The organism is Micromonospora sp. NPDC051227, assembly GCF_044455385.1.
In the GTDB taxonomy this organism is placed as follows: domain Bacteria; phylum Actinomycetota; class Actinomycetes; order Mycobacteriales; family Micromonosporaceae; genus Micromonospora.
The window spans coordinates 22,960-42,078 of record NZ_JBITET010000015.1 but is presented as its reverse complement, the minus strand read 5'-3'; the positions used below and the strand labels follow the sequence as shown (position 1 = coordinate 42,078).

The following is a 19,119-nucleotide window of genomic DNA, read 5'->3' as shown; positions in this document are numbered from 1 at the left end:
GTCGGCTGATCATGCATCGGAACGTGCGGCACGGCCGGATCGGGTGGGCCCGGCCGGCCCGCGTGGTCACCGACGACGATCGAGGGTTGCTGGTCTGGATCGCCCGGGACTCGCCGGTGGCCCACGAGGTGACCGAGGCCGGGCTGGGGATGCGGGCGATGCCGTTCGCCGAGTGGATCTCGTCGACGTACCGGTTGGCGCAGGGGCGTTGGAACGGCCCGCCGCTGTTGAAGTTCCTGCCTACGGGGGCGGCGCACTCCGTCTGGTGGTTCTCCGACGCCCAGGGCCGGTTCGCCCACTGGTACGTCAACCTCGAGGAACCCGGCGTCCGCTGGGACGACGGCCCGGTGGCCGGCGTCGACGTGGTGGACCAGGACCTGGACGTGGTGGTGTGGCCGGACCGCAGCTGGGAGTGGAAGGACGAGGGCGAGTTCGTCGAGCGGCTCGCCTTCGGCGCCGACTACTGGGTGACCGACGAGAAGGCGGTCCGCGCCGAGGGGGAGCGGGTGATCGCGCTCGCCGAGGCCGGCGAGTTCCCGTTCGATGGCACCTGGTGTGACTTCACACCCCCTCCGGAGTGGGGCATACCAGACAAACTGCCACCGGGGTGGGATCGTCCGCCGGTGCGCTGAGCGGTATCCCAGGTCACCGACAACGCGGTGTACGGGTCCGATGCGGGAGATCGGCATCGGATCTGGCAGAATAGGTCGCTGGTATCCGGCGCGCGTCCGGCGCCCTCTAACCCGGGCGCGTCGCCAGTCCACCGAGTAGTCTCCGGCCCAACCCCACTGTGCCGGTCGGCGCTCACCCATGCACACCGCCCGCTTGGGCCGGTGAGATCGCAACAGGAGCGAAACAACTGTGGCCGTAAAGATCCGGCTCCTGCGGATGGGCAAGATCCGCAACCCGCAGTACCGCATCGTCATCGCCGACTCGCGCACCAAGCGCGACGGCCGGGCGATCGAGTTCGTCGGGGTTTACCAGCCCAAGGAAGACCCCTCGATCATCGAGGTCAAGTCGGAGCGGGTCCAGTACTGGCTGTCCGTCGGCGCTCAGCCGAGCGAGGCGGTGCAGCGGCTGCTGGAGCTGACCGGTGACTGGCAGAAGTACAAGGGCCTGCCGGCCCCGCCGCCGCTCCTGGTCGCCCCCGAGCGGGCCGACCGCAAGGCGGCGTACGAGGCTGAGGCGAAGGCCGCCGCCGGGCTCGCCCCGGAGACCCCGGCCAAGCCGGCCAAGAAGGCCGCCAAGGCTGCCGAGGCTCCGAAGACCGAGGCTCCGGCTGAGGCTCCGACGGCCGAGGCGCCGAAGACCGAGGCTCCGGCCGAGGCCCCGGCCGCTGCCGACGCCGGTGAGCAGGCCTGACATGCCACTGCGTCCGGCGTTGGAGCACCTGGTCAAGGGCATCGTCGACCACCCGGACGACGTCCGGGTGCGGATGGTCGATTCCCGTCGGGGCAAGCGGCTCGAAGTCCGCGTGCACCCCGAGGACCTCGGCACTGTGATCGGGCGGTCCGGCCGGACCGCCAAGGCGCTGCGCCAGGTGATCGGCTCCATCGGCGGGCGCGGGGTTCGCGTCGACATCGTCGACTCGTACTGATGCAGCTCGTCGTCGGCAGGATCGGCAAGCCGCACGGTGTCCGCGGTGAGGTCACCGTGGAAGTGCGGACCGACGAGCCCGAGGCACGGTTCGCCCCCGGCACAGTGCTGCGCACTGAGCCGGGGGCGACACCCCCGCCTGCGCGCAGCGCTGAGCCGGGGGCGACACCCCCTCCATCCACCGATGAACCTGGCGTGCCGTTCCGGGTTCCGGCGGAGCTGACCATCGAGGAATCCCGATTCCACCAGGGTCGGGTGCTGATCGCGTTCGAGGGCATCCTGGACCGCAACACCGCCGAGGCGCTGCGCGGGACGCTGCTCGTGGTGGACAGCGCCGACGTGACCCCACCGGACGACCCGGAGGAGTTCCACGACCACCAGCTGGTCGGGTTGGCCGTGGTGACCCCGGCCGGCGAACGCCTGGGCGAGGTCGCTCGCATCGACCACGCGCCCTCGTCCGACCTGCTGGTGCTGCGGCGCCCCGAGGGGCGTACCGCGTTGATCCCGTTCGTCCGGGCGATCGTCCCGGAGGTCGACCTGGCCGGCGGACGTGTGATCGTCGACCCGCCAGCCGGACTGCTCGACCTTTAGGACCAGCCCGAATGCGCGTCGACGTCGTGTCGATCTTTCCGGAGTACTTCGCCCCGCTGGACCTGTCGCTGATCGGGCGGGCGCGGGCCAACGGCGTACTCCAGCTCGCCGTGCACGACCTGCGGACCTGGACCCACGACGTGCACCGCACGGTCGACGACACCCCCTACGGTGGCGGGCCGGGAATGGTGATGCGCCCCGAGCCGTGGGGTGAGGCACTGGACGCTCTCGCGCCGCTCGACGCCCCGCCGCCAAGGCTGCTGGTGCCGTCGCCGGCCGGTGCTCCCTTCACCCAGGCCATGGCGTACGAGTTGGCGGCCGAGTCGCATCTGCTCTTCGCCTGCGGTCGTTACGAGGGGATCGACCAGCGGGTCCTGGCGCACGCCGCCACCCGGATGCCGGTCACCGAGGTGTCGCTCGGTGACTACGTGCTCTTCGGCGGCGAGGTCGCGGTCCTGGTGATGCTGGAGGCGGTCACCCGGCTGCTGCCGGGGGTGCTGGGCAATGCGGGCTCGTTGGACGAGGAGTCGCACGCGCACGGGCTGCTGGAGGCGCCGATCTACACCAAGCCGCCGAGTTGGCGTGGGCACGACGTGCCGGAGGTGCTCCGCTCCGGTGACCACGGCAAGATCGCCCGCTGGCGGCGCGAGGAGGGTCTGCTGCGCACGGCCGCCCGCCGGCCGGACCTGCTGGCCGCGTTGCCGGCCGATCGGCTCGACAAACGGGACATCGCGGCCCTGGACCAGGCCGGATTTCAGCCTCCACCGGGGGATGTGGCAAAGTAGGGGGGTTGCCGCATCCGTCCGCGCCCGCGGTCGGCTGCGAGGATCCCCGACCGGGGTCGGTCCGCCGACCACCACCCGGGAATCAGAATCACCCACCCGCGCACCGAGTGACGGTGCGCCGTGAGCCTTACGAGGACGCAGCGATGAACATCCTGGACGCCCTTGACGCCCAGTCGAAGCGGACCGACCTTCCCGACTTCCGGGCCGGTGACACCGTCAAGGTGCACGCCCGCGTCGTCGAGGGCAACCGGTCCCGTGTCCAGATCTTCCAGGGCGTCGTGATCCGCCGCCAGGGTGACGGTCTGCGCGAGACCTTCTCGGTCCGCAAGGTCAGCTTCGGTGTCGGCGTCGAGCGGACCTACCCGCTCAACGGCCCCGGCATCGACCGGATCGAGGTCGTGACCCGCGGTGACGTGCGCCGCGCCAAGCTCTACTACCTGCGCGAGCTGCGCGGCAAGAAGGCCAAGATCAAGGAGAAGCGGGAGAAGCAGCCCAGCTGACTTCCCGCTCGCCACGCCGCCTGAGCTGCGCGTATGCCGTACCGACCAGAGCGCACTACCCTGGTCGGTACGGGCGCAGCGAGGCGGCGGTCCCGCCCAGGTGGCGGGCAGTTGTCCACTACCGCCCGTGGAGCCTCGACGAGGCTCCCGGGCGGTGGTGTTTCTGCGGACCGGGGAGTGGCGTGGTGCAGACGCTTGACGAGGACGGCACCGTCGATCCGTGGCGCCGACGGGCTCGCCGCACCCGCCGGCAGATGCCTCTCTGGCAGGAGCTGCCGCTGCTGCTGGTGGTCGCGTTCTGCCTCGCGGTGCTGATCCGCACCTTCCTGCTCCAGGCGTTCTTCATTCCGTCCGGCTCGATGGAGGACACCCTCCTCGTCGGTGACCGGGTGCTGGTCAACAAGGTCGTCTACGACGTTCGTGACCCGCTGCGCGGCGAGGTGGTGGTCTTCCGGGGCACCGACCGCTGGGCGCCGCAGGTCGACGAGCAGCCGAAGCCCGGCGTCGCCGGCCGGCTCGCCCGCACCGTCGGCGACCTGGTCGGGGTGAGCCGCCCCGGTGAGAAGGACTTCATCAAGCGGGTGATCGGTCTCCCCGGTGACCGGGTCAAATGCTGCGACAGTCAGGGCCGGGTGACAGTCAACGGCACGCCGCTCAACGAGTCGTACGTCCTGCGGGACTCCCCCCTGGACCTGCCACCCAACCCGGCGGAGTGTCGCTCCCGGCGCTTCGACGAGATCGTCGTGCCGCCCGGTCAGATCTTCGTGATGGGTGACCACCGCGAGGTCTCCCAGGACGCGCGTTGCCAGGGGCCGGTGCCGATCGACAACGTGGTCGGCCGGGCCTTCATGGTGGTCTGGCCGTCGTCGCGGTGGAGTGCGCTGTCGGTGCCGTCCACGTTCGAGGACGTCTCCGGGCCGGCCACGGCGTCGCCCGGTGCGACTCCGGCGCGACCGACTCCGCAGGGCGGTGTGCTGCTGATGCTTCCGTTGGCAGCCGCGCTACGTGGTTCCCGCGCGTTCCGGACGGTGCCGTCCAGTCGGGCAACGTAGGCTCCTTGGCGTGATTGACGAGCAGACCGACAAGCCGCGCAGCTCCTTCTGGAAGGAGCTGCCGATCCTGCTGGGTGTGGCGATCCTGGTCGCGGTGCTGGTCCGCGCCTTCGTGCTGCAGACCTTCTTCATCCCCTCCCCGTCCATGGAAAACACTCTCAAGATCGATGACCGTGTGCTGGTCAACAAGTTGGTCTACGACTTCCGGTCACCGCACCGCGGCGAGGTGATCGTGTTCAAGGCTCCGACCGCGTGGAGCGGCAACCCCGACGGTGAGGACTTCATCAAGCGGGTGATCGGCATCCCCGGCGACCACGTGGTCTGCTGCGACCCCGAGGAACGGCTGATGATCAACGGCAAGTCGCTGGACGAGCCGTACATCTTCTCCATGGACGGGATTCGCGACAAGCCCGCCGACCAGGAGTTCGACATCACAGTGCCGGAGGGCCGGCTGTGGGTGATGGGCGACCACCGGTCGGCATCCGGCGACTCACTGGAGCACTGGCAGCAGTCCCAGCAGAACATCACCGAGGCCACGATCCCCGAGGACGACGTGGTCGGGCGGGCGTTCACCGTCTTCTGGCCGGTCAGCCGGGCCACCTGGCTGACGGTGCCCGACGGGTTCGACGGCATTCCCAAGCCGTAGGACGACGGGGCGTGGGCGATCCGTCCTCGGTCTGGCAGGCTGGTGCGGTGACCGTCTACACCCCTCGACGCGCGGCCCGCGTGCTGCTCGTCGACGCGGCCGGCCGGGTCCTGCTGTTCGAGGGCTTCGACCCGGCCCGACCCGGGCACCGATACTGGTTCACCCCCGGCGGTGGGCTCGATCCGGGGGAGGCGCCGGCAGTGGCCGCCGCCCGGGAGTTGGCCGAGGAGACCGGGCTGCGGGTTGACCCGGCCGAGTTGGGCGAGCCGGTCTGGTCCGACACGAACGAGTTCCCGTTCGACGGCGGGTGGTATCGCCAGGTGCAGGATTTCTTCGCCCTCCGGGTGCCGTCCTTGCAGGTGGACACGGCCGGCTTCAGCGACATCGAGCAGCGCAGCATCGCGGGTCACCGCTGGTGGCTGCCGGACGCCCTCGTGGCCAGCGGCGACCGCTTCTACCCCGCCGAACTGCCCGCGTTGCTGACCCGGTTCCTGCCACCGACCTCCGGGGTGGAGGCGTCGTGCTGACCCCGCCACGTACCGTGGTGCGCCGCGAGGCCGGCCTGTACGCCCTGGAGCGGGCGTTGCAGCGGCGTGGCTTCCGGCACGTCGCCGGTGCCGACGAGGCGGGCCGGGGGGCTTGCGCCGGTCCGCTGGTCGCCGCCGCGGCGGTGCTGCCCGAGGGGCGGCGCGGCGAGATCGAGGGGCTGGCCGACTCGAAGCTGCTAACCCCGGCCAGCCGGGAACGGGTGTACGCGGAGGTCGTGGACCGCGCGCTCGCGTACGCGGTGGTGGTCATCCCGGCCGAGGAGGTCGACGCCCGGGGTCTGCACGTGTGCAACCTGGCCGCGATGCGCCGGGCGCTCGCCTCGCTCACCACCCGCCCGGAGTACGTGCTGACCGACGGGTTCGGCGTGGACGGCCTCGGTGTGCCCGGGCTGGCCGTGTGGAAGGGCGACCGGGTGGCCGCGTGCGTGGCGGCGGCCAGTGTGCTGGCCAAGGTCACCCGGGACCGGCTCATGGTGGAGTTGGACGGGGTGTTCCCGGCGTACGGCTTCGCCGAGCACAAGGGCTACATCACCCCGGAGCACTCGGCGGCCTTGCGGGAGCACGGGCCGTGCCGGGAGCACCGGTTCTCGTACGTCAATGTCGCCGCGGTCTCCGGCCGCGACGGCCGGCCGCCGCGCGCCCGACGGCCCGGCGGCCACGGCCCGGATGAGCCGATGAAGCGCTCGTGGGCGTCAGGGGGTACCGTCGGCGTGGCGTTGGGCGAGCAGCCTCGGCCTCCGACGCCGGTGGGGGAAGATGTGGCCATGGAAGGCGGAGTGCGATGAGCGCGGAAGATCTCGAGAAGTACGAGACCGAGATGGAGCTGCAGCTCTACCGGGAGTACCGCGACATTGTCCGCCAATTCTCCTACGTGGTGGAGACAGAGCGCCGGTTCTACCTGGCCAACCAGGTCGACCTGCACGTGCGTAACTCCGACGGCGAGGTCTACTTCGAGGTCGAGATGCACGACGCCTGGGTGTGGGACATGTACCGTCCTGCCCGCTTCGTGAAGAACGTCCGGGTGATGACCTTCAAGGACGTCAACGTCGAGGAGCTGGAGAAGCCCGACATCTCACTGCCCGCCGACTCCGGCTTCGGCGGCTGAGCGCACCCGAGCCGCAGGGCCGTGCCACGGGCCCCCACCCGTGGCGTGACACCCGCCGCCGATCACTCGGCCGGCACCACGACCTCGACCCGCTGCACCATGTTGTTGGCGAAGCCGCCACGGTTCCACTGTTGCTCGACCGGCTGTGTCCGCCCGGACGCGTCGGTCGCCCGCGCGCCGAGCACGTACCGGCCGGGGGTGGCGACCCACTCGTGCCGCCAGCGCCGCCAGGCGAAGTCCCCCGCGTCCGCCGGGTCCAACTCGGCCGGCGCCCAGCTCTGCCCTCCGTCGGTGGTCACCTCCACGGCGACCACCGGGGCGTGCCCCGACCAGGCCCGACCATCCAGCGTGCACGGGCCGGGTCGCACAACCCGACGGCGGGACATGAAGTCGGGGAAGCCGGGCGGGCGGACCAGCGCCCGCGGCTCGATCCGGGTGACCGGCACGCCCGGGTCGTCGGCGTCGCGGCGTACCCGGTAGGCCACAGCGTTCTGGTACCCCTCGAACGGCTCGGTCCGCAGCTCGATCGAGTTGACCCACTTCACGTGCGCCATGCCGTACCAGCCCGGCACGATCAGCCGCAGCGGCGCACCGTGCTGCGGCAGCAGGGGAGCACCGTTCATCTCGTACGCCAGCAGCACCTCCTCGCGCAGCGCGTCAGCGACCGGAAGCGCCCGCTGGTAGTCCTGCTCGACCCCGCGCTCCACACCGTGATCGGCGCCGGTGAAGACCACATGCACCGCGTCCGGGTCGACGCCCGCCTCCCGCAGCAGCGGAGCGAGGGGGGTGCCGGTCCACTCCGCGTTCCCGACCGCCTCGACCAGCCAGGGCTGGCTGACCGGCCGGGGGTGCAGCAGGGCCCGCCCGTTACCGGCGCACTCCAGTGTCACCTGCCGGGTGACGCGGGGGCGTTCGCGCAGGTCGGCGAGGGTGACAGTGAACGGACGGTCCACCGCGCCGCCGATGGTCAACGTGTGCGTCGCCGGGTCGAGCTCCGGGATGTCGTAGTGGATCAGCAGGTAGTGCAACCCGGCCGGGGTGACGTCGTAGCGCAGCGCCTCCAGCGGGATGCCGTGGTTGCGGGCCGCGAGCTGCAACTCCTCGGCGCTGATCGTCTCGTCCGGCTCCGCGAGCCGGGACGGCCCGCTCACGTCGGCCACCGTCGGCGCGGTGGGGTACGACGTCCGGTCATCGAGAGTGGTCATGCGGCCTCCCCGGTACAGACGGCGGCACCCGCCGTACGCGGCCCAGCCTAGGCCCTCCGTGGCGGCCCGAATACGGCACCGAGGGTACGGCTGGGTTCGCGCAGCGGGTCGTGGACAGCGTCCCGCCGTCCCGGGCATAGCAGATCATCGAGGGCGTTGGGTGGTCGTCCACAGCACCTCCGGTTGTCCACAGCCCCGTCGGCCGGGCCGGCGGATGACCCGGTGTCGGGCGGAGGCTGCCGTCATGCGACCGCCACCCGCCCGTTCGATCCGCCGCACACTGCTGCTCTGCACCGCGCTCCCGCTCGCACTGACCGTGCAGCTCTGCGGGCTGGCGGTGCTGGTCGCGGCGGTGCCCCGCCAACCACCGACACCGACCGTCCCCGTCGCGGCCGTGGCGGAGCCGGTCGTCGCCGCAGCACCCGCCGGGTGGTTCCGCTGGCCGGTCGACGGGCCACCCCGTCCGGTGCGCCGGTTCGACCCGCCGCCGCGACCGTGGCTGCCCGGTCATCGCGGTGTGGACCTGGCGGCCCCGGCCGGAGCGGTGGTCCGCAGTGCCGGGCCGGGCACCGTGCTCTTCGCCGGCCTGGTGGCCGGTCGACCGGTGGTCACCGTGGGGCACGTCGACGGGCTGCGGACCACCCACGAGCCGGTCCAACCCGCCGTGCGTCCTGGCCAGCCGGTCACCGCCGGCGCACTGCTGGGCGAGCTGCTGCCCGGGCATCCAGGGTGCCCGGCCGAGGCGTGCCTGCACTGGGGCCTGCGCCGGGGCGAGGAGTATCTCGACCCGCTGGCACTGCTCGGCCTCGGCCCGGTACGCCTGCTCCCGGTCGGTCCGGTCCCGGTGTCCGCTCCCGGCCGCGCCGCTCAGCGCTGGGCGAGGAGTGCCGGCAGCCGTGCGCCCAGCCGCTCGTACTCGTCGGCGGAGTTGTAGACCTGGCCGGTGAGCCGCAACCACCCTCGGCCGTTCCAGCTCATCACCGCCACCTCGGCGGCGAGCCGCTCACCGATCCGCGCCTGCAACGCCCGCGCCGCGTCGATCGTGGTGCCCGTGCCGGGCGGCAGCGGGATGAGGCGCAGCGCCACCCCCGGTCCGCCGGGGTCGGGCAGATCGGCGGGGGCCACCCCCAGGGCGTCCCCCACCACCCGCTGGCCGTACGCGGCGAGCGCGGCGTTGTGCTCCCGCACCCGATCGACGCCGAGGCTGCGCATCGTGAACACGCCCGCCGGGGCGGCCAGCCAAGGCGTGTAGTCGAGCGTCGCCTGCCACTCGAGTCGGGCCGGGAAACCCGACTCCTGCTCCCAGGACACCACCAGTGGCTCGATCCGGTCCCGCCACTGCGGTGCCACCGCCAGCAGGGCGGTCCCGCGTGGGGCGTACGCCCACTTGTGCAGGTTGCCCACCCAGAAGTCCGCCCCGATGCCGGCCACCGGTGTGGGCAGCATGCCTGGGGCGTGCGCTGCGTCCACCAGGACCGGCACGTCGTGTTCGCGGGCCACCCCGACGATGGCGGTGGTCGGAAAGAGCTTGGCGGTGGCCGAGGTGAGCTGGTCGACGACGAGCAGCCGGGTCCGCCCGGGGCGCAGGCCGGCGCGGATGCTCTGCACGATCTGCTCGTCGGTGGCGGCCAGGGGGATCGGCAGGACCCGGCTGACCGCGCCGGTGCGGCGGCACTCGCGCTGGATGGCCAGGCTCACCGCCCCGTACCCGTGGTCGGTGCTCAGCACCTCGTCGCCGGCCTTGAGGCCCACCGACTGGAGCACCACGGCGACGCCGGTGGTGGTGTTGCCCACCAGGGCGCTGCCGTCCGGGTCGGCGCCCAGGAACCCGGCGAGGTGCCGGCGGGTGTGCGCGATCCGGTCGACCAGCCCCTGGGTGAAGAAGCGCAGCGGGTTCGCCTCCATCTCGTCGCGCAGCCGCTGCTGGGCGCGCTGCACGCCGATCGGCACCGCGCCGAACGAGCCATGGTTGAGGTGGCTGACCGCCGGGTCCAGGGAGAACAGCAGGCGGGCGCCCGGGATCGGCTCAGGGGGGTTCGGGACGCTCACTTGATGATCGTAACCGCCACGCGTGCGCGCCCTCCGGCCCTTGATCAGGCGCGCGGGTGCGCCTGGCGGTAGGCGGCACGCAGCCGCTCGACCGAGACGTGGGTGTAGATCTGCGTGCTCGCCAGCGACGAGTGGCCGAGCAGCTCCTGCACGGCGCGTAGGTCCGCGCCACCCTCCAGGAGGTGGGTGGCCGCGGAGTGGCGCAGATCGTGCGGGCTGGTCCGGGGCAGCCCGGCGGTCTCGGCGTACACACCGACGATCTGACGTGCGGTCGTCGGGTTGAGCCGACCACCCCGGGCGCCCAGCAGCAGCGCGTCGCCGGAGCGGGCGCCCACCATCGCCGGGCGGCCCCGGCGCAGCCAGTCGTCCAACGCCCGATGGGCGGGCACCCCGTACGGCACCGAGCGCTCCCGCCCGCCCTTGCCGAACACCCGGATCACCCGCCGGCCGTGGTCGACATCCCCGACGTCCAACCCGCACGCCTCGCTGACCCGTACGCCGGTGGCGTAGAGCAGCTCCAGCAGCACCCGGTCCCGTAGCGGCACCGCCTCGGCCCCTACCACAGCGCCCGACGCCGGCCCGGCCAGTGGTGTTTCCGTGGGCGGTGCCTGCCGGGACGGTGCCTCGACCAGGGCGGCGGCCTGGTCGGCGCGCAGCACGCTGGGCAACTCCCGGTGCGCGCGAGGGCTGGCCAGCGCGGCGCCCACGTCGGCGGGGAGCAACCCGGCCCGGTGTGCCCAGGCGCTGAATGCCCGCGCCGACGCGGCCCGCCGGGCCAACGACGTGCGGGCCGCACCCGTGGTGCGCTGCCGCGCCAGCCAACTGCGCAGCACCGACAGGTCCAGCTCGGCGAGGTCGACGCAGCCCATCCGGACGGCGTGGTCGAGCAGCGAGACCAAATCCGTGACGTAGGCGCGGACGGTGTGCGTCGACCGGTTACGGACCCGGGACAGGTGCTCGGCGAAGTCGTCGACCGCGTCGCGCAACGCTGGCGGGAGTGCCTGGTGCATGGCCCGGGTGCCCCGGTCCGGTCGGCTCATCGTGGCCGCGCCGACGTGTTGGCCGGTTCCTCGGCCCCGGCACCCTCACTGACGGCTGACACGGCACCAGCCTACGGCCGGTCCGCCTCCGCCACCGGACACGACGGTGTCGGTGTCCACCCCCGACTACCGGCGGTTGCTCCTCTTGGTCAGGAACACGACCAAGCCGACAACGAGCACGGCGGTCACGACGAGACAGCAGAGCACGCTGATGTGCCACGGCTTGATTGCACCCATGACCGGGCACGGTACCGGCAGTGTCGGCTGGCTGGGATCCCGAGCGCGAGGGGGTGCGGGCGTCCGGACGACCACCCCGATCGGCGGGCTGTGTCGCACCTGCTCAGGTACCAGGCAGACCGGACGTCTCCGCCGCCGCCGCTCGCTTGGGCTTGGCGGGCGGGGCGAGGGCGTAGCCGTCGTCGCGACGGACCACCATCGACAGCTCCTCCAGCAGCGACAGCTTGCGCAGCGCGGTCCGTAGGTCGACGCCGGCGCGGGCGGAGAGCCGGTCCACGCCCATCGCGCCTCGGCGGGGCAGCGCCTCCAGCAGCGACCGCGCCTCGTCGTCCAGCGCGTCGGTGGCCCGCTGCCGTCCACGGGCCAGCGGGGCCAGGTCCGCGCCGATCCGACCCACCTCCTCCAGCACGTGCGCCACCCCGGTGACCAGCCGGGCCTTGGGTTGCTCGCGCAGGAACTCGTGCGCGCCGACGGACATCGCCGAGGTCACCGGCCCCGGCACCACCATGGCCATCCGATTGGAGTGGATGGCTCGCCGCGCGGTCTGCGTCGCGCCACTGCGCGCCGACGCTTCCACCACGACGGTGCCCCGGGTGCCTGCGGCGATCACCCGGTTGCGGATCAGGAACCGGGGCCGCAGCGGCTCGGCACCGGGCGGCCACTCGCTGACCAGCAACCCCGTCTCGGCGATCCGGTCGAAGAGTGCCGCGTTGCCCATCGGGTACGGACGGTCCAGCCCGCAGGCGAGCACCGCGACGGTCAGACCGCCAGCGGTGAGCGCGCCCCGGTGGGCGGCGGCGTCGATGCCGAACGCGCCACCGGACACGACAGTCCAGTCCCGCTCCGCCAAGCCGTACCCCAGCTCGGTCGCGACGTGCTGCCCGTAGCTGGTGGCCGCCCGCGCCCCGACCACCGCCACCGAACGATCCAGCGCCTCGCCGAGCGGCCAGCTCCCGCGCACCCAGAAGCAGAGCGGCGGGGCGGTCTCACAGTCCACCCGGCGGCTGACGTCCGGCAGCCGCAACGCGGCCAGGCTGGCGACCTGGGCCGGCCACTCCTCGTCGTCCGGCGTGACCAGCCGGGCACCCAGTCGGTCCGCCCGCTCCAGGGCCTCCGCGGCCACCGCCCGCGCGTCGCCGGCCGCCGAGCGTGCGGCGACAGTGGTGTGCAGCCAGCCGTCCGGGCTGCCGCCGTTGAGCAGCAGATCCACTGTCGCCACCGGGCCGTGTCGTTCGACCAGGTGATGCACCGCGCGCGTGCCCGGCTCCGCCAACCAGGTCAGGGCGACCCGGGCCAGCCTTCGTTCCTCCTCGGCGCTCACGTCGCCTCCCCCGTCCGTAGTTGCAGTGCTTCCCGGACGTCGTCCCGGTCAGGTCGGTCGCGACCGTCCAGATCGGCGATGGTCCAGGCCATCCGGATCACCCGGTCGAAGCCGCGCGCCGACAGCGAGCCGGAGTCGAGCCGGCCCCGCAGCTCGACGGTGACCCGGGCTGGCAGCCGCCACGGCGGTCGGCGTAGGTGTGGGCCTTCCACCTCGGCGTTGAGTCGCCGGCCGAGGTCGGCCCAGCGGGTGGCCGCCGCCTGCCGGGCCGCCGCCACTCGGGCGGCGACCGTCGCCGAGGGCTCGACATCGCCGTCGGTCGCCATCAGCTCGGCCGCCCGCACCGGCATCAGCCGCACCTGGACGTCGATCCGGTCGAGCAGCGGCCCGGAGAGCCTGCCCAGGTAGCGGCGGCGCACCAGCGGCGAACACTCGCAGTGCGCGTCGCCAGCCGGTTTCGCGCACGGACACGGGTTGGCCGCCAGCACCAACTGGGTGCGGGCCGGGTACACGGTGCCGCCGCCGCTGCGGCTCAGCTGGATGCGGCCGTGCTCCAGCGGCTGGCGCAGCGCCTCCAGCGCGCCCTTGCTGAACTCGGGAGCCTCGTCCAGGAAGAGCACCCCGCGATGCGCCAGCGACACCGCACCGGGTCGGGCCAGCCCCGACCCGCCCCCGACCAGCGACGGCACTGTCGCGGTGTGGTGCGGCGCCTGGAACGGCGGGCGACGCAGCAGCCGGCCACCCGGCGGCAGCAGCCCGGCGACCGAGTGCAGCGCGGTGACCTCCAGCGCCGCGTCGTCGTCCAGCTCGGGCAGGATCGACGGCAGTCGTTCGGCGAGCATCGTCTTGCCGGCGCCCGGTGGGCCGAGCAGTGCCACGTGGTGCCCGCCGGCCGCGGCGACCTCCAGGGCGCGCCGACCCATCTGCTGCCCGGCGACGTCGGCGAGATCCGGCCCACCCGCCAGCGGCTCCGGGATGTCCGCCGGTGGTTCGATCAGCGGGGTGCCGTCCCGAACGAAGGCGACGAGCCGGTGCAGGGTGTCCACCGCTCGCACCCGTACCCGGGGGATGACGGCCGCCTCGGCGGCGTTGCCGACCGGGACGATCACCCGCGCGATGCCGGCCTGGGCTGCGGCGGCGACCATCGGGAGCACGCCGCGCACCGGCCGGACCGTCCCGTCGAGCCCCAGCTCGCCGAGGACCACCACCCCCTCCAGAGGGAGCAGCGGCAGCTCGCCCGAGCCACCCAGCAGCGCTGCGGCGATTGCCAGATCGAAGGCCGACCCGAACTTCGGCAGCGTGGCGGGCAGCAGGTTGAGGGTGATCCGCCGGTTGGGCCAGCGCTGGCCGGAGTTGACCACGGCGGCGCGGACCCGGTCGCGGGCCTCGTGCAGGGCGGTGTCCGGCAGACCGGAGATCACCACCGCCGGCAGACCGGCGGCCAGGTCGGCCTCCACCTCGACGAGGTGGCCGGTCACTCCGACCAGCCCCACGCAGAGCACCTTCGCGTAGCTCACGGCGCGTCACCGATCCCCCGGGTACGCATGTCAGAACGCGCCCTTGAGGTGGTCGACCTGCGCCGGACCGGAGTCGGGCAGCCGCACCGACAGCACGTCGAAGCGCACCTCCTCGGCGGTCGTCCCGGTCTCGGTCAGCCACCGCGCGGCGAGCCCTCGCAGCCGGCGGGCCTTGGCCGGTACGACAGCCTCGGCCGGGGTGCCGAAGCCCTCACCCCGGCGGGTCTTCACCTCGCAGAAGGCGAGCACCGGCCCGTCCCACGCGATGATGTCGATCTCGCCGGCCGGGCAGCGCCAGTTTCGGGCGATCGGGCGCAGCCCCGCCTCGGTCAGGTGCCGGGCCGCGCATTGCTCGCCGTACGCGCCAACCGCCTGGTTCCGCTTCGTCATGGCCGGCACGGTGCCCCCCGGAGGGTGACCGCCGCGACCCCGGCCGCAGCCCAACTGTGGACAACGGGGGTGCTGTGGACAATCGGATGATCATGCCCGCGCTGTGCTAGGGCGCGACTCGTGTCCGCGCTGCCCGGACGATCGGCGGCGCGGTCGGCCGGGTTGAAATGGCGTGGGCGTGGCCGGTCGCATACGGTGCCTGACGTGGACGGACGACGGAGTTTTCCGGAAGATCAGGAGTCGCGCTGGTACCCCGACGAGCGGGGTCGCGGTTACGGCGAGTCGGAGTGGCGCGGCGCGGGCGAACCCCGGTACCGGGACAGCGAGATCCCCGAGCAGCGTGGCGCGGAAGACGGCCGCTCCGTCGAGGACACCGGCGTCGGCCGCCGCCGCGAGCCGGACTCGGGACGCTTCGGCGCCGTCGACGCGGGTCGCTTCGGTACGCCGGAGTCGGACTCGGGTCGTCTGAGCGCTGTGGACGCGGGTCGCTTCGGTACGCCGGAGTCGGACTCGGGTCGCTTCGGCGCCCTGGACGCTCAGACCGGTCGGTTCGGGGGGAGCGAGGCTGATTCGGGGCGTTTCGGCGCGGTCGACCCGTTGGGTGCCGCCCGGCCGGAGGTGGACGGTTACCGGGTCACCCGATCGCGGCGGGCGGACCGGGACCCCTCGGAGACCTCCGGTGAGCTGCCCGGACGCCGGGCCGCCCGCGAGACGACCACGGCGGGATCTCCGGTGAGCAGCGCCCCGCCGGAGACGTCCGGCGACAGCACGTCGACAGCGCCGGCGACCGTGCTCGCTGACCAGGCTCGGCCTGCTCCGCTCGCTGGGTACCCGATCATCGAGCCGACCCGTGGCGGCGGCGACACGCCGCACCCGCTGGAGATGCCGACCGGCCCGATGCCCGGGATCGGCCCGCGACCCGACCTGCCCGCAGGCGAGCCGCCGGTGTATCCGCCGGCCGCCGACGGGGTCTATCGGACCCGTCGACCGGTGCTGGCCGTACTCTTCGCTCTGCTGGTGTTGGTCTTCGAGGTTCCCGCGTTGCGGGTGCTGCTGGCGGGCGTGACCGGCGACCCGGTGGACGCCGGGAACGTGGTGGTGGGTATCGCCCTGGTCGCCGGCCTGCCGATCTTCGCGACCGGGCTGTACGGGCTACGAACCGGGGGTCTGGCGCTCGCCGACAACGGTCGGGGCTGGCTGCGCCCACCGACGGCCTACCTGACCGTCGGTCTGGTGCTCTTCGTGGCCGCCGCGCTCGCCGCCGGCTGACCCTGATCCCCCCGGGGGCCTGACCCGCCGCCGGCCTGTCGCGCGCTGACGGTTCGGACAACAACCAGGAAATAGTGGCCTTGGGCGACGCGGAGGCCACTATTTCCACGAACCAGCGCGATCTTCCCAGCGACTCGCGCGAGTGAGCAGGCGAGCGGGGGGCGGCGGAGCAGCACCCCACACGCACCCCGGAGCGGCTGAACGGGTGAGGGGCGTACACTGGCCAACTGGCGACCGCCTCGTGCGGTCGACCTCGCGCGCCCTCTTCACGAATCGTCGTGGAGCGACGGCCTCCCTGGTCCCGATCTTGATCGGGTCCACCATGGGTCGGCGACCAGGCGCCAGGACGCCCGGCCACCGGCCGGGCGTGACAACCAGGGACCTTGAGGAGTACCCCAACCATGGCCGTCGTGACCATGCGTCAGCTGCTGGAGAGCGGTGTCCACTTCGGGCACCAGACCCGGCGCTGGAACCCGAAGATGAAGCGCTTCATCATGACCGAGCGCAACGGCATCTACATCATCGACCTGCGCCAGACCCTCGAGTACATCGAGAAGGCGTACGAGTTCGTGCGTGGGACCGTCGCCGAGGGTGGCAGCATCCTGTTCGTCGGCACCAAGAAGCAGGCCCAGGAGGCGATCGCCGAGCAGGCGACCCGGGTCGGCCAGCCGTACGTCAACCACCGCTGGCTCGGTGGCATGTTGACCAACTTCCAGACCGTTTACAAGCGGCTCCAGCGGATGAAGGAGCTGGAGGGCCTGGGTGACCTCAGCGGCACCGCCGCCGGTTACACCAAGAAGGAGACCCTGCAGCTCTCCCGCGAGAAGATCAAGCTGACCCGCACCCTCGGTGGCCTGCGGGACATGCAGAAGCTTCCCGCCGCGGTCTGGATCGTCGACACCAAGAAGGAGCACATCGCCGTCGACGAGGCCCGCAAGCTGGGCATCCCGGTGATCGCGGTGCTGGACACCAACTGTGACCCCGACGAGGTCGACTTCCCGATCCCGGGTAACGACGACGCGATCCGGTCGGCGGAGCTGCTGACCAAGGTCGTCGCCGCCGCCGTCGCGGATGGTCTGATCGCGCGTTCCGGCCGTCGCCGGGGCAACGACGAGAAGCCCGAGGGTGTCGCGAGCGACGAGCCGCTGACCGAGTGGGAGCGCGAGCTGCTCGAGCCGAAGAAGGCCGACGAGTCGGCCGCTCCGGCCGCTCCGGCCGAGCAGCCCGCCGCCGCTGCCGCCGAGCAGCCCGCCACCCCGGAGCAGCCGGCGCAGGCCGCCACCGAGCAGCCGGCGGCCGCCACCGCGGAGTGATCGCACCGTCGCTGCCCCGCCGTCCGTTTTCACGAACGGCGGGCAGCGACGGTACGCCGGGCACGATCCGCCCGGATCCGGGTAACCGGCACCTCTGACCATCCACACGCCGTCTCAACACCGAAGAGAGAGCCATGTCCCAAATCACCGCCGCGGACGTCAAGAAGCTCCGCGACCTCACCGGCGCCGGCATGATGGACAGCAAGAAGGCGCTGACCGAGGCCGAGGGCGACTTCGACAAGGCCGTCGAGATCCTGCGCGTCAAGGGCGCCAAGGACGTCGGCAAGCGGGCTGGCCGTACGGCCGCGAACGGCCTGGTCGCCCACTCCGGCAAGGCGCTGCTCGAGCTCAACTGCGAGACCGACTTCGTCGCCAAGACCGAGTCGTTCATCGCGCTGGGCCAGCAGCTGGTCGAGCACGGTGAGCGCGCCGGCGTGAACTCCGCCGAGGAGCTGCTCGCCACCGAGCTCGACGGCAAGGTCGTCGCGGACCTGATCCAGGAGCAGTCCGCCAAGATCGGCGAGAAGCTGGTCCTCAACCGGTTCGCCCGGGTCGAGGGCACCACCGCCGTATACCTGCACCGCAAGGCCCAGGACCTGCCGCCGGCCGTTGGCGTGCTGGTGTCGTACACCGGCAAGACCGACGAGGCCGGCGACGCCGACGCCCGTGGTGTGGCCATGCAGATCGCCGCGATGCGGCCGAAGTACCTCACCCGGGACGAGGTTCCGGCTGAGGTCGTCGAGTCCGAGCGGCGCATCGCCGAGCAGACCGCCCGCGAGGAGAACAAGCCCGAAGCGGCTCTGCCGAAGATCATTGAGGGTCGGGTCAACTCCTTCTTCAAGGACTTCGTCCTGATCGAGCAGTCGTCCGTCTCTGACAACAAGAAGTCGGTGAAGCAGCTGCTGGCCGAGGCCGGCATCGAGGTCACCCGCTTCGTGCGGTTCGAGGTCGGCCAGGCCTGAGCCGCCGCCGGGCGCCGCTGGCGCCCGTGGGCAGGAGACATCAACGAGGAGGCCGCCGGTGTACGTGACAGGCACCGCGGCCTCCTCGTCACATAGGGTCGGCAGCGGCAGGTTCGCGGTACGCGCCGCACGGGGCGTGCGCGTGGGGAAGGGCGGGGCGGATGACGCAGGTTGTGAGTGACCGGACGCTGGAGCTGGACGATCCGACGGCACCGCCGCCGGGGCGTGCCCGCCGGGTGGTGCTGAAGCTTTCCGGTGAGGTCTTCGGTGGCGGCGCGATCGGCGTCGACCCGGACGTCGTCCAGGCCATCGCCCGGCAGATCGCCACAGTGGTCCGCCGCGGGGTGCAGGTCTCCGTGGTGGTCGGCGGAGGCAACTTCTTCCGCGGCGCGGAGCTGCAGAAGCGTGGAATGGACCGGGCCCGCGCCGACTACATGGGCATGCTCGGCACCGTGATGAACTGCCTCGCGCTCCAGGACTTCCTGGAGAAGGAGGGCATTGAGACCCGGGTGCAGAGCGCCATCACCATGGCCCAGGTCGCCGAGCCGTACATCCCGCTGCGGGCCATCAGGCACCTGGAGAAGGGCCGCGTGGTCATCTTCGGCGCCGGCGCCGGAATGCCGTACTTCTCCACTGACACCGTGGCCGCCCAGCGGGCGCTGGAGATCCGGGCCGACGTGGTGCTGATGAGCAAGAACGGCGTGGACGGCGTCTACACCGCCGACCCGCGGATCGACCCCACCGCCAGTAAGCTCGACTCGATCACCTTCTCGGAGGCGCTGCGCCGCAACCTGCGGGTGGCCGACGCGGCAGCGTTCAGCCTCTGCATGGAGAACGGCCTGCCGATGCTGGTCTTTGGCGCGCAGGGTGACGACACCATCATCCGCGCGGTGGGTGGCGACAAGATCGGCACCCTGATCACCGCCTGAGTCCCGCCGACGGCGACGGTCTGACGACTTTCAGCAGAGCCCACCACGAGCACAGAAGGAGGCG

22 protein-coding genes are annotated in these 19,119 nt (G+C 72.3%); 16 read left to right on the top strand and 6 right to left on the bottom strand.

Features of this window, described 5'->3' with window-relative positions:
* The first annotated feature begins 11 nt into the window (after positions 1 to 11).
* The 11 genes from ACIA47_RS27785 (at position 12) to ACIA47_RS27735 (ending at position 6,823) form a co-directional block, all read left to right on the top strand.
* A complete protein-coding gene (locus ACIA47_RS27785) occupies positions 12 to 632 on the top strand; it encodes a DUF402 domain-containing protein (protein WP_203126583.1) in 621 nt (206 codons plus the stop codon).
* A 229-nt stretch (positions 633 to 861) separates the two neighbouring features.
* A complete protein-coding gene (gene rpsP, locus ACIA47_RS27780; RefSeq protein ID WP_112588420.1) occupies positions 862 to 1,362 on the top strand; it encodes a 30S ribosomal protein S16 in 501 nt (166 codons plus the stop codon).
* Positions 1,337 to 1,597 carry an RNA-binding protein gene (locus tag ACIA47_RS27775; RefSeq protein ID WP_172862164.1) on the top strand — a complete coding sequence of 87 codons (261 nt, stop codon included), beginning with the start codon at positions 1,337 to 1,339 and terminating at the stop codon, positions 1,595 to 1,597. Before rpsP ends, ACIA47_RS27775 begins: the two co-directional genes overlap by 26 nt.
* Positions 1,597 to 2,187, top strand: a complete 591-nt coding sequence (gene rimM, locus ACIA47_RS27770) for a ribosome maturation factor RimM (RefSeq protein WP_396711338.1) — start codon at positions 1,597 to 1,599, stop codon at positions 2,185 to 2,187. The genes ACIA47_RS27775 and rimM overlap by 1 nt, the downstream gene beginning before the upstream one ends.
* An 11-nt stretch (positions 2,188 to 2,198) precedes the next feature.
* On the top strand, positions 2,199 to 2,972 hold the full coding sequence (trmD, locus tag ACIA47_RS27765) for a tRNA (guanosine(37)-N1)-methyltransferase TrmD (RefSeq protein WP_112588424.1): 774 nt from the start codon (positions 2,199 to 2,201) through the stop codon (positions 2,970 to 2,972).
* Between the two features lie 143 nt (positions 2,973 to 3,115).
* Complete coding sequence (rplS, locus tag ACIA47_RS27760) at positions 3,116 to 3,472, top strand: 50S ribosomal protein L19 (protein WP_030335223.1); 357 nt, start codon at positions 3,116 to 3,118, stop codon at positions 3,470 to 3,472.
* A 182-nt stretch (positions 3,473 to 3,654) separates the two neighbouring features.
* Positions 3,655 to 4,524 (top strand): signal peptidase I, encoded by an 870-nt coding sequence (gene lepB / locus ACIA47_RS27755; RefSeq protein ID WP_203126576.1) that lies wholly within the window; start codon positions 3,655 to 3,657, stop codon positions 4,522 to 4,524.
* 10 nt (positions 4,525 to 4,534) lie between these two features.
* Positions 4,535 to 5,170, top strand: coding sequence for a signal peptidase I (gene lepB / locus ACIA47_RS27750; protein WP_112588428.1), 636 nt, complete (start codon positions 4,535 to 4,537; stop codon positions 5,168 to 5,170).
* A gap of 11 nt (positions 5,171 to 5,181) precedes the next feature.
* Entirely contained in the window at positions 5,182 to 5,697 is a 516-nt protein-coding gene (locus ACIA47_RS27745) for an NUDIX hydrolase (protein ID WP_396711337.1), read from the top strand.
* Positions 5,691 to 6,503, top strand: coding sequence for a ribonuclease HII (locus tag ACIA47_RS27740; protein ID WP_203126578.1), 813 nt, complete (start codon positions 5,691 to 5,693; stop codon positions 6,501 to 6,503). Before ACIA47_RS27745 ends, ACIA47_RS27740 begins: the two co-directional genes overlap by 7 nt.
* The gene (locus ACIA47_RS27735; RefSeq protein WP_007075222.1) at positions 6,500 to 6,823 is read left to right on the top strand and encodes a DUF2469 domain-containing protein; all 324 of its coding nucleotides are present in this window, start codon (positions 6,500 to 6,502) and stop codon (positions 6,821 to 6,823) included. The genes ACIA47_RS27740 and ACIA47_RS27735 overlap by 4 nt, the downstream gene beginning before the upstream one ends.
* Positions 6,824 to 6,885: 62 nt before the next feature.
* Here ACIA47_RS27735 and ACIA47_RS27730 read toward each other — a convergent pair whose 3' ends face one another.
* Positions 6,886 to 8,028, bottom strand: coding sequence for a sulfite oxidase (locus ACIA47_RS27730; RefSeq protein ID WP_396711336.1), 1,143 nt, complete (start codon positions 8,026 to 8,028; stop codon positions 6,886 to 6,888).
* A gap of 244 nt (positions 8,029 to 8,272) precedes the next feature.
* Here ACIA47_RS27730 and ACIA47_RS27725 point away from each other — a divergent pair, with 244 nt between their 5' ends.
* Positions 8,273 to 8,962: a M23 family metallopeptidase gene (locus tag ACIA47_RS27725; RefSeq protein ID WP_396711335.1), complete on the top strand. Its 690-nt coding sequence runs from the start codon at positions 8,273 to 8,275 to the stop codon at positions 8,960 to 8,962.
* Here the strand turns inward: ACIA47_RS27725 and ACIA47_RS27720 are convergent.
* From ACIA47_RS27720 to ACIA47_RS27700, 5 genes are all read right to left on the bottom strand, one after another.
* Entirely contained in the window at positions 8,896 to 10,077 is a 1,182-nt protein-coding gene (locus ACIA47_RS27720) for an aminotransferase class V-fold PLP-dependent enzyme (RefSeq protein WP_396711334.1), read from the bottom strand. The two genes, ACIA47_RS27725 and ACIA47_RS27720, sit on opposite strands and share 67 nt — an antisense overlap.
* Before the next feature lie 44 nt (positions 10,078 to 10,121).
* Complete coding sequence (locus ACIA47_RS27715; protein WP_396711333.1) at positions 10,122 to 11,117, bottom strand: tyrosine recombinase XerC; 996 nt, start codon at positions 11,115 to 11,117, stop codon at positions 10,122 to 10,124.
* A gap of 340 nt (positions 11,118 to 11,457) precedes the next feature.
* Entirely contained in the window at positions 11,458 to 12,675 is a 1,218-nt protein-coding gene (dprA, locus tag ACIA47_RS27710; protein WP_396711332.1) for a DNA-processing protein DprA, read from the bottom strand.
* Positions 12,672 to 14,192: a YifB family Mg chelatase-like AAA ATPase gene (locus ACIA47_RS27705; RefSeq protein ID WP_396711330.1), complete on the bottom strand. Its 1,521-nt coding sequence runs from the start codon at positions 14,190 to 14,192 to the stop codon at positions 12,672 to 12,674. Before ACIA47_RS27705 ends, dprA begins: the two co-directional genes overlap by 4 nt.
* A 30-nt stretch (positions 14,193 to 14,222) precedes the next feature.
* Positions 14,223 to 14,582: a YraN family protein gene (locus tag ACIA47_RS27700; RefSeq protein WP_396711329.1), complete on the bottom strand. Its 360-nt coding sequence runs from the start codon at positions 14,580 to 14,582 to the stop codon at positions 14,223 to 14,225.
* Positions 14,583 to 14,786: 204 nt separating this feature from the next.
* Between ACIA47_RS27700 and ACIA47_RS27695 the strand changes: the two genes are divergently transcribed.
* The 4 genes from ACIA47_RS27695 (at position 14,787) to pyrH (ending at position 19,055) form a co-directional block, all read left to right on the top strand.
* Positions 14,787 to 15,851 (top strand): hypothetical protein, encoded by a 1,065-nt coding sequence (locus ACIA47_RS27695; RefSeq protein WP_396711328.1) that lies wholly within the window; start codon positions 14,787 to 14,789, stop codon positions 15,849 to 15,851.
* Positions 15,852 to 16,252: 401 nt separating this feature from the next.
* Positions 16,253 to 17,164 (top strand): 30S ribosomal protein S2, encoded by a 912-nt coding sequence (rpsB, locus tag ACIA47_RS27690; protein WP_396711327.1) that lies wholly within the window; start codon positions 16,253 to 16,255, stop codon positions 17,162 to 17,164.
* Between the two features lie 134 nt (positions 17,165 to 17,298).
* Positions 17,299 to 18,126: a translation elongation factor Ts gene (gene tsf / locus ACIA47_RS27685; RefSeq protein WP_112588474.1), complete on the top strand. Its 828-nt coding sequence runs from the start codon at positions 17,299 to 17,301 to the stop codon at positions 18,124 to 18,126.
* Between the two features lie 161 nt (positions 18,127 to 18,287).
* Positions 18,288 to 19,055: a UMP kinase gene (gene pyrH / locus ACIA47_RS27680; RefSeq protein WP_030487501.1), complete on the top strand. Its 768-nt coding sequence runs from the start codon at positions 18,288 to 18,290 to the stop codon at positions 19,053 to 19,055.
* Positions 19,056 to 19,119 lie beyond the last annotated feature (64 nt).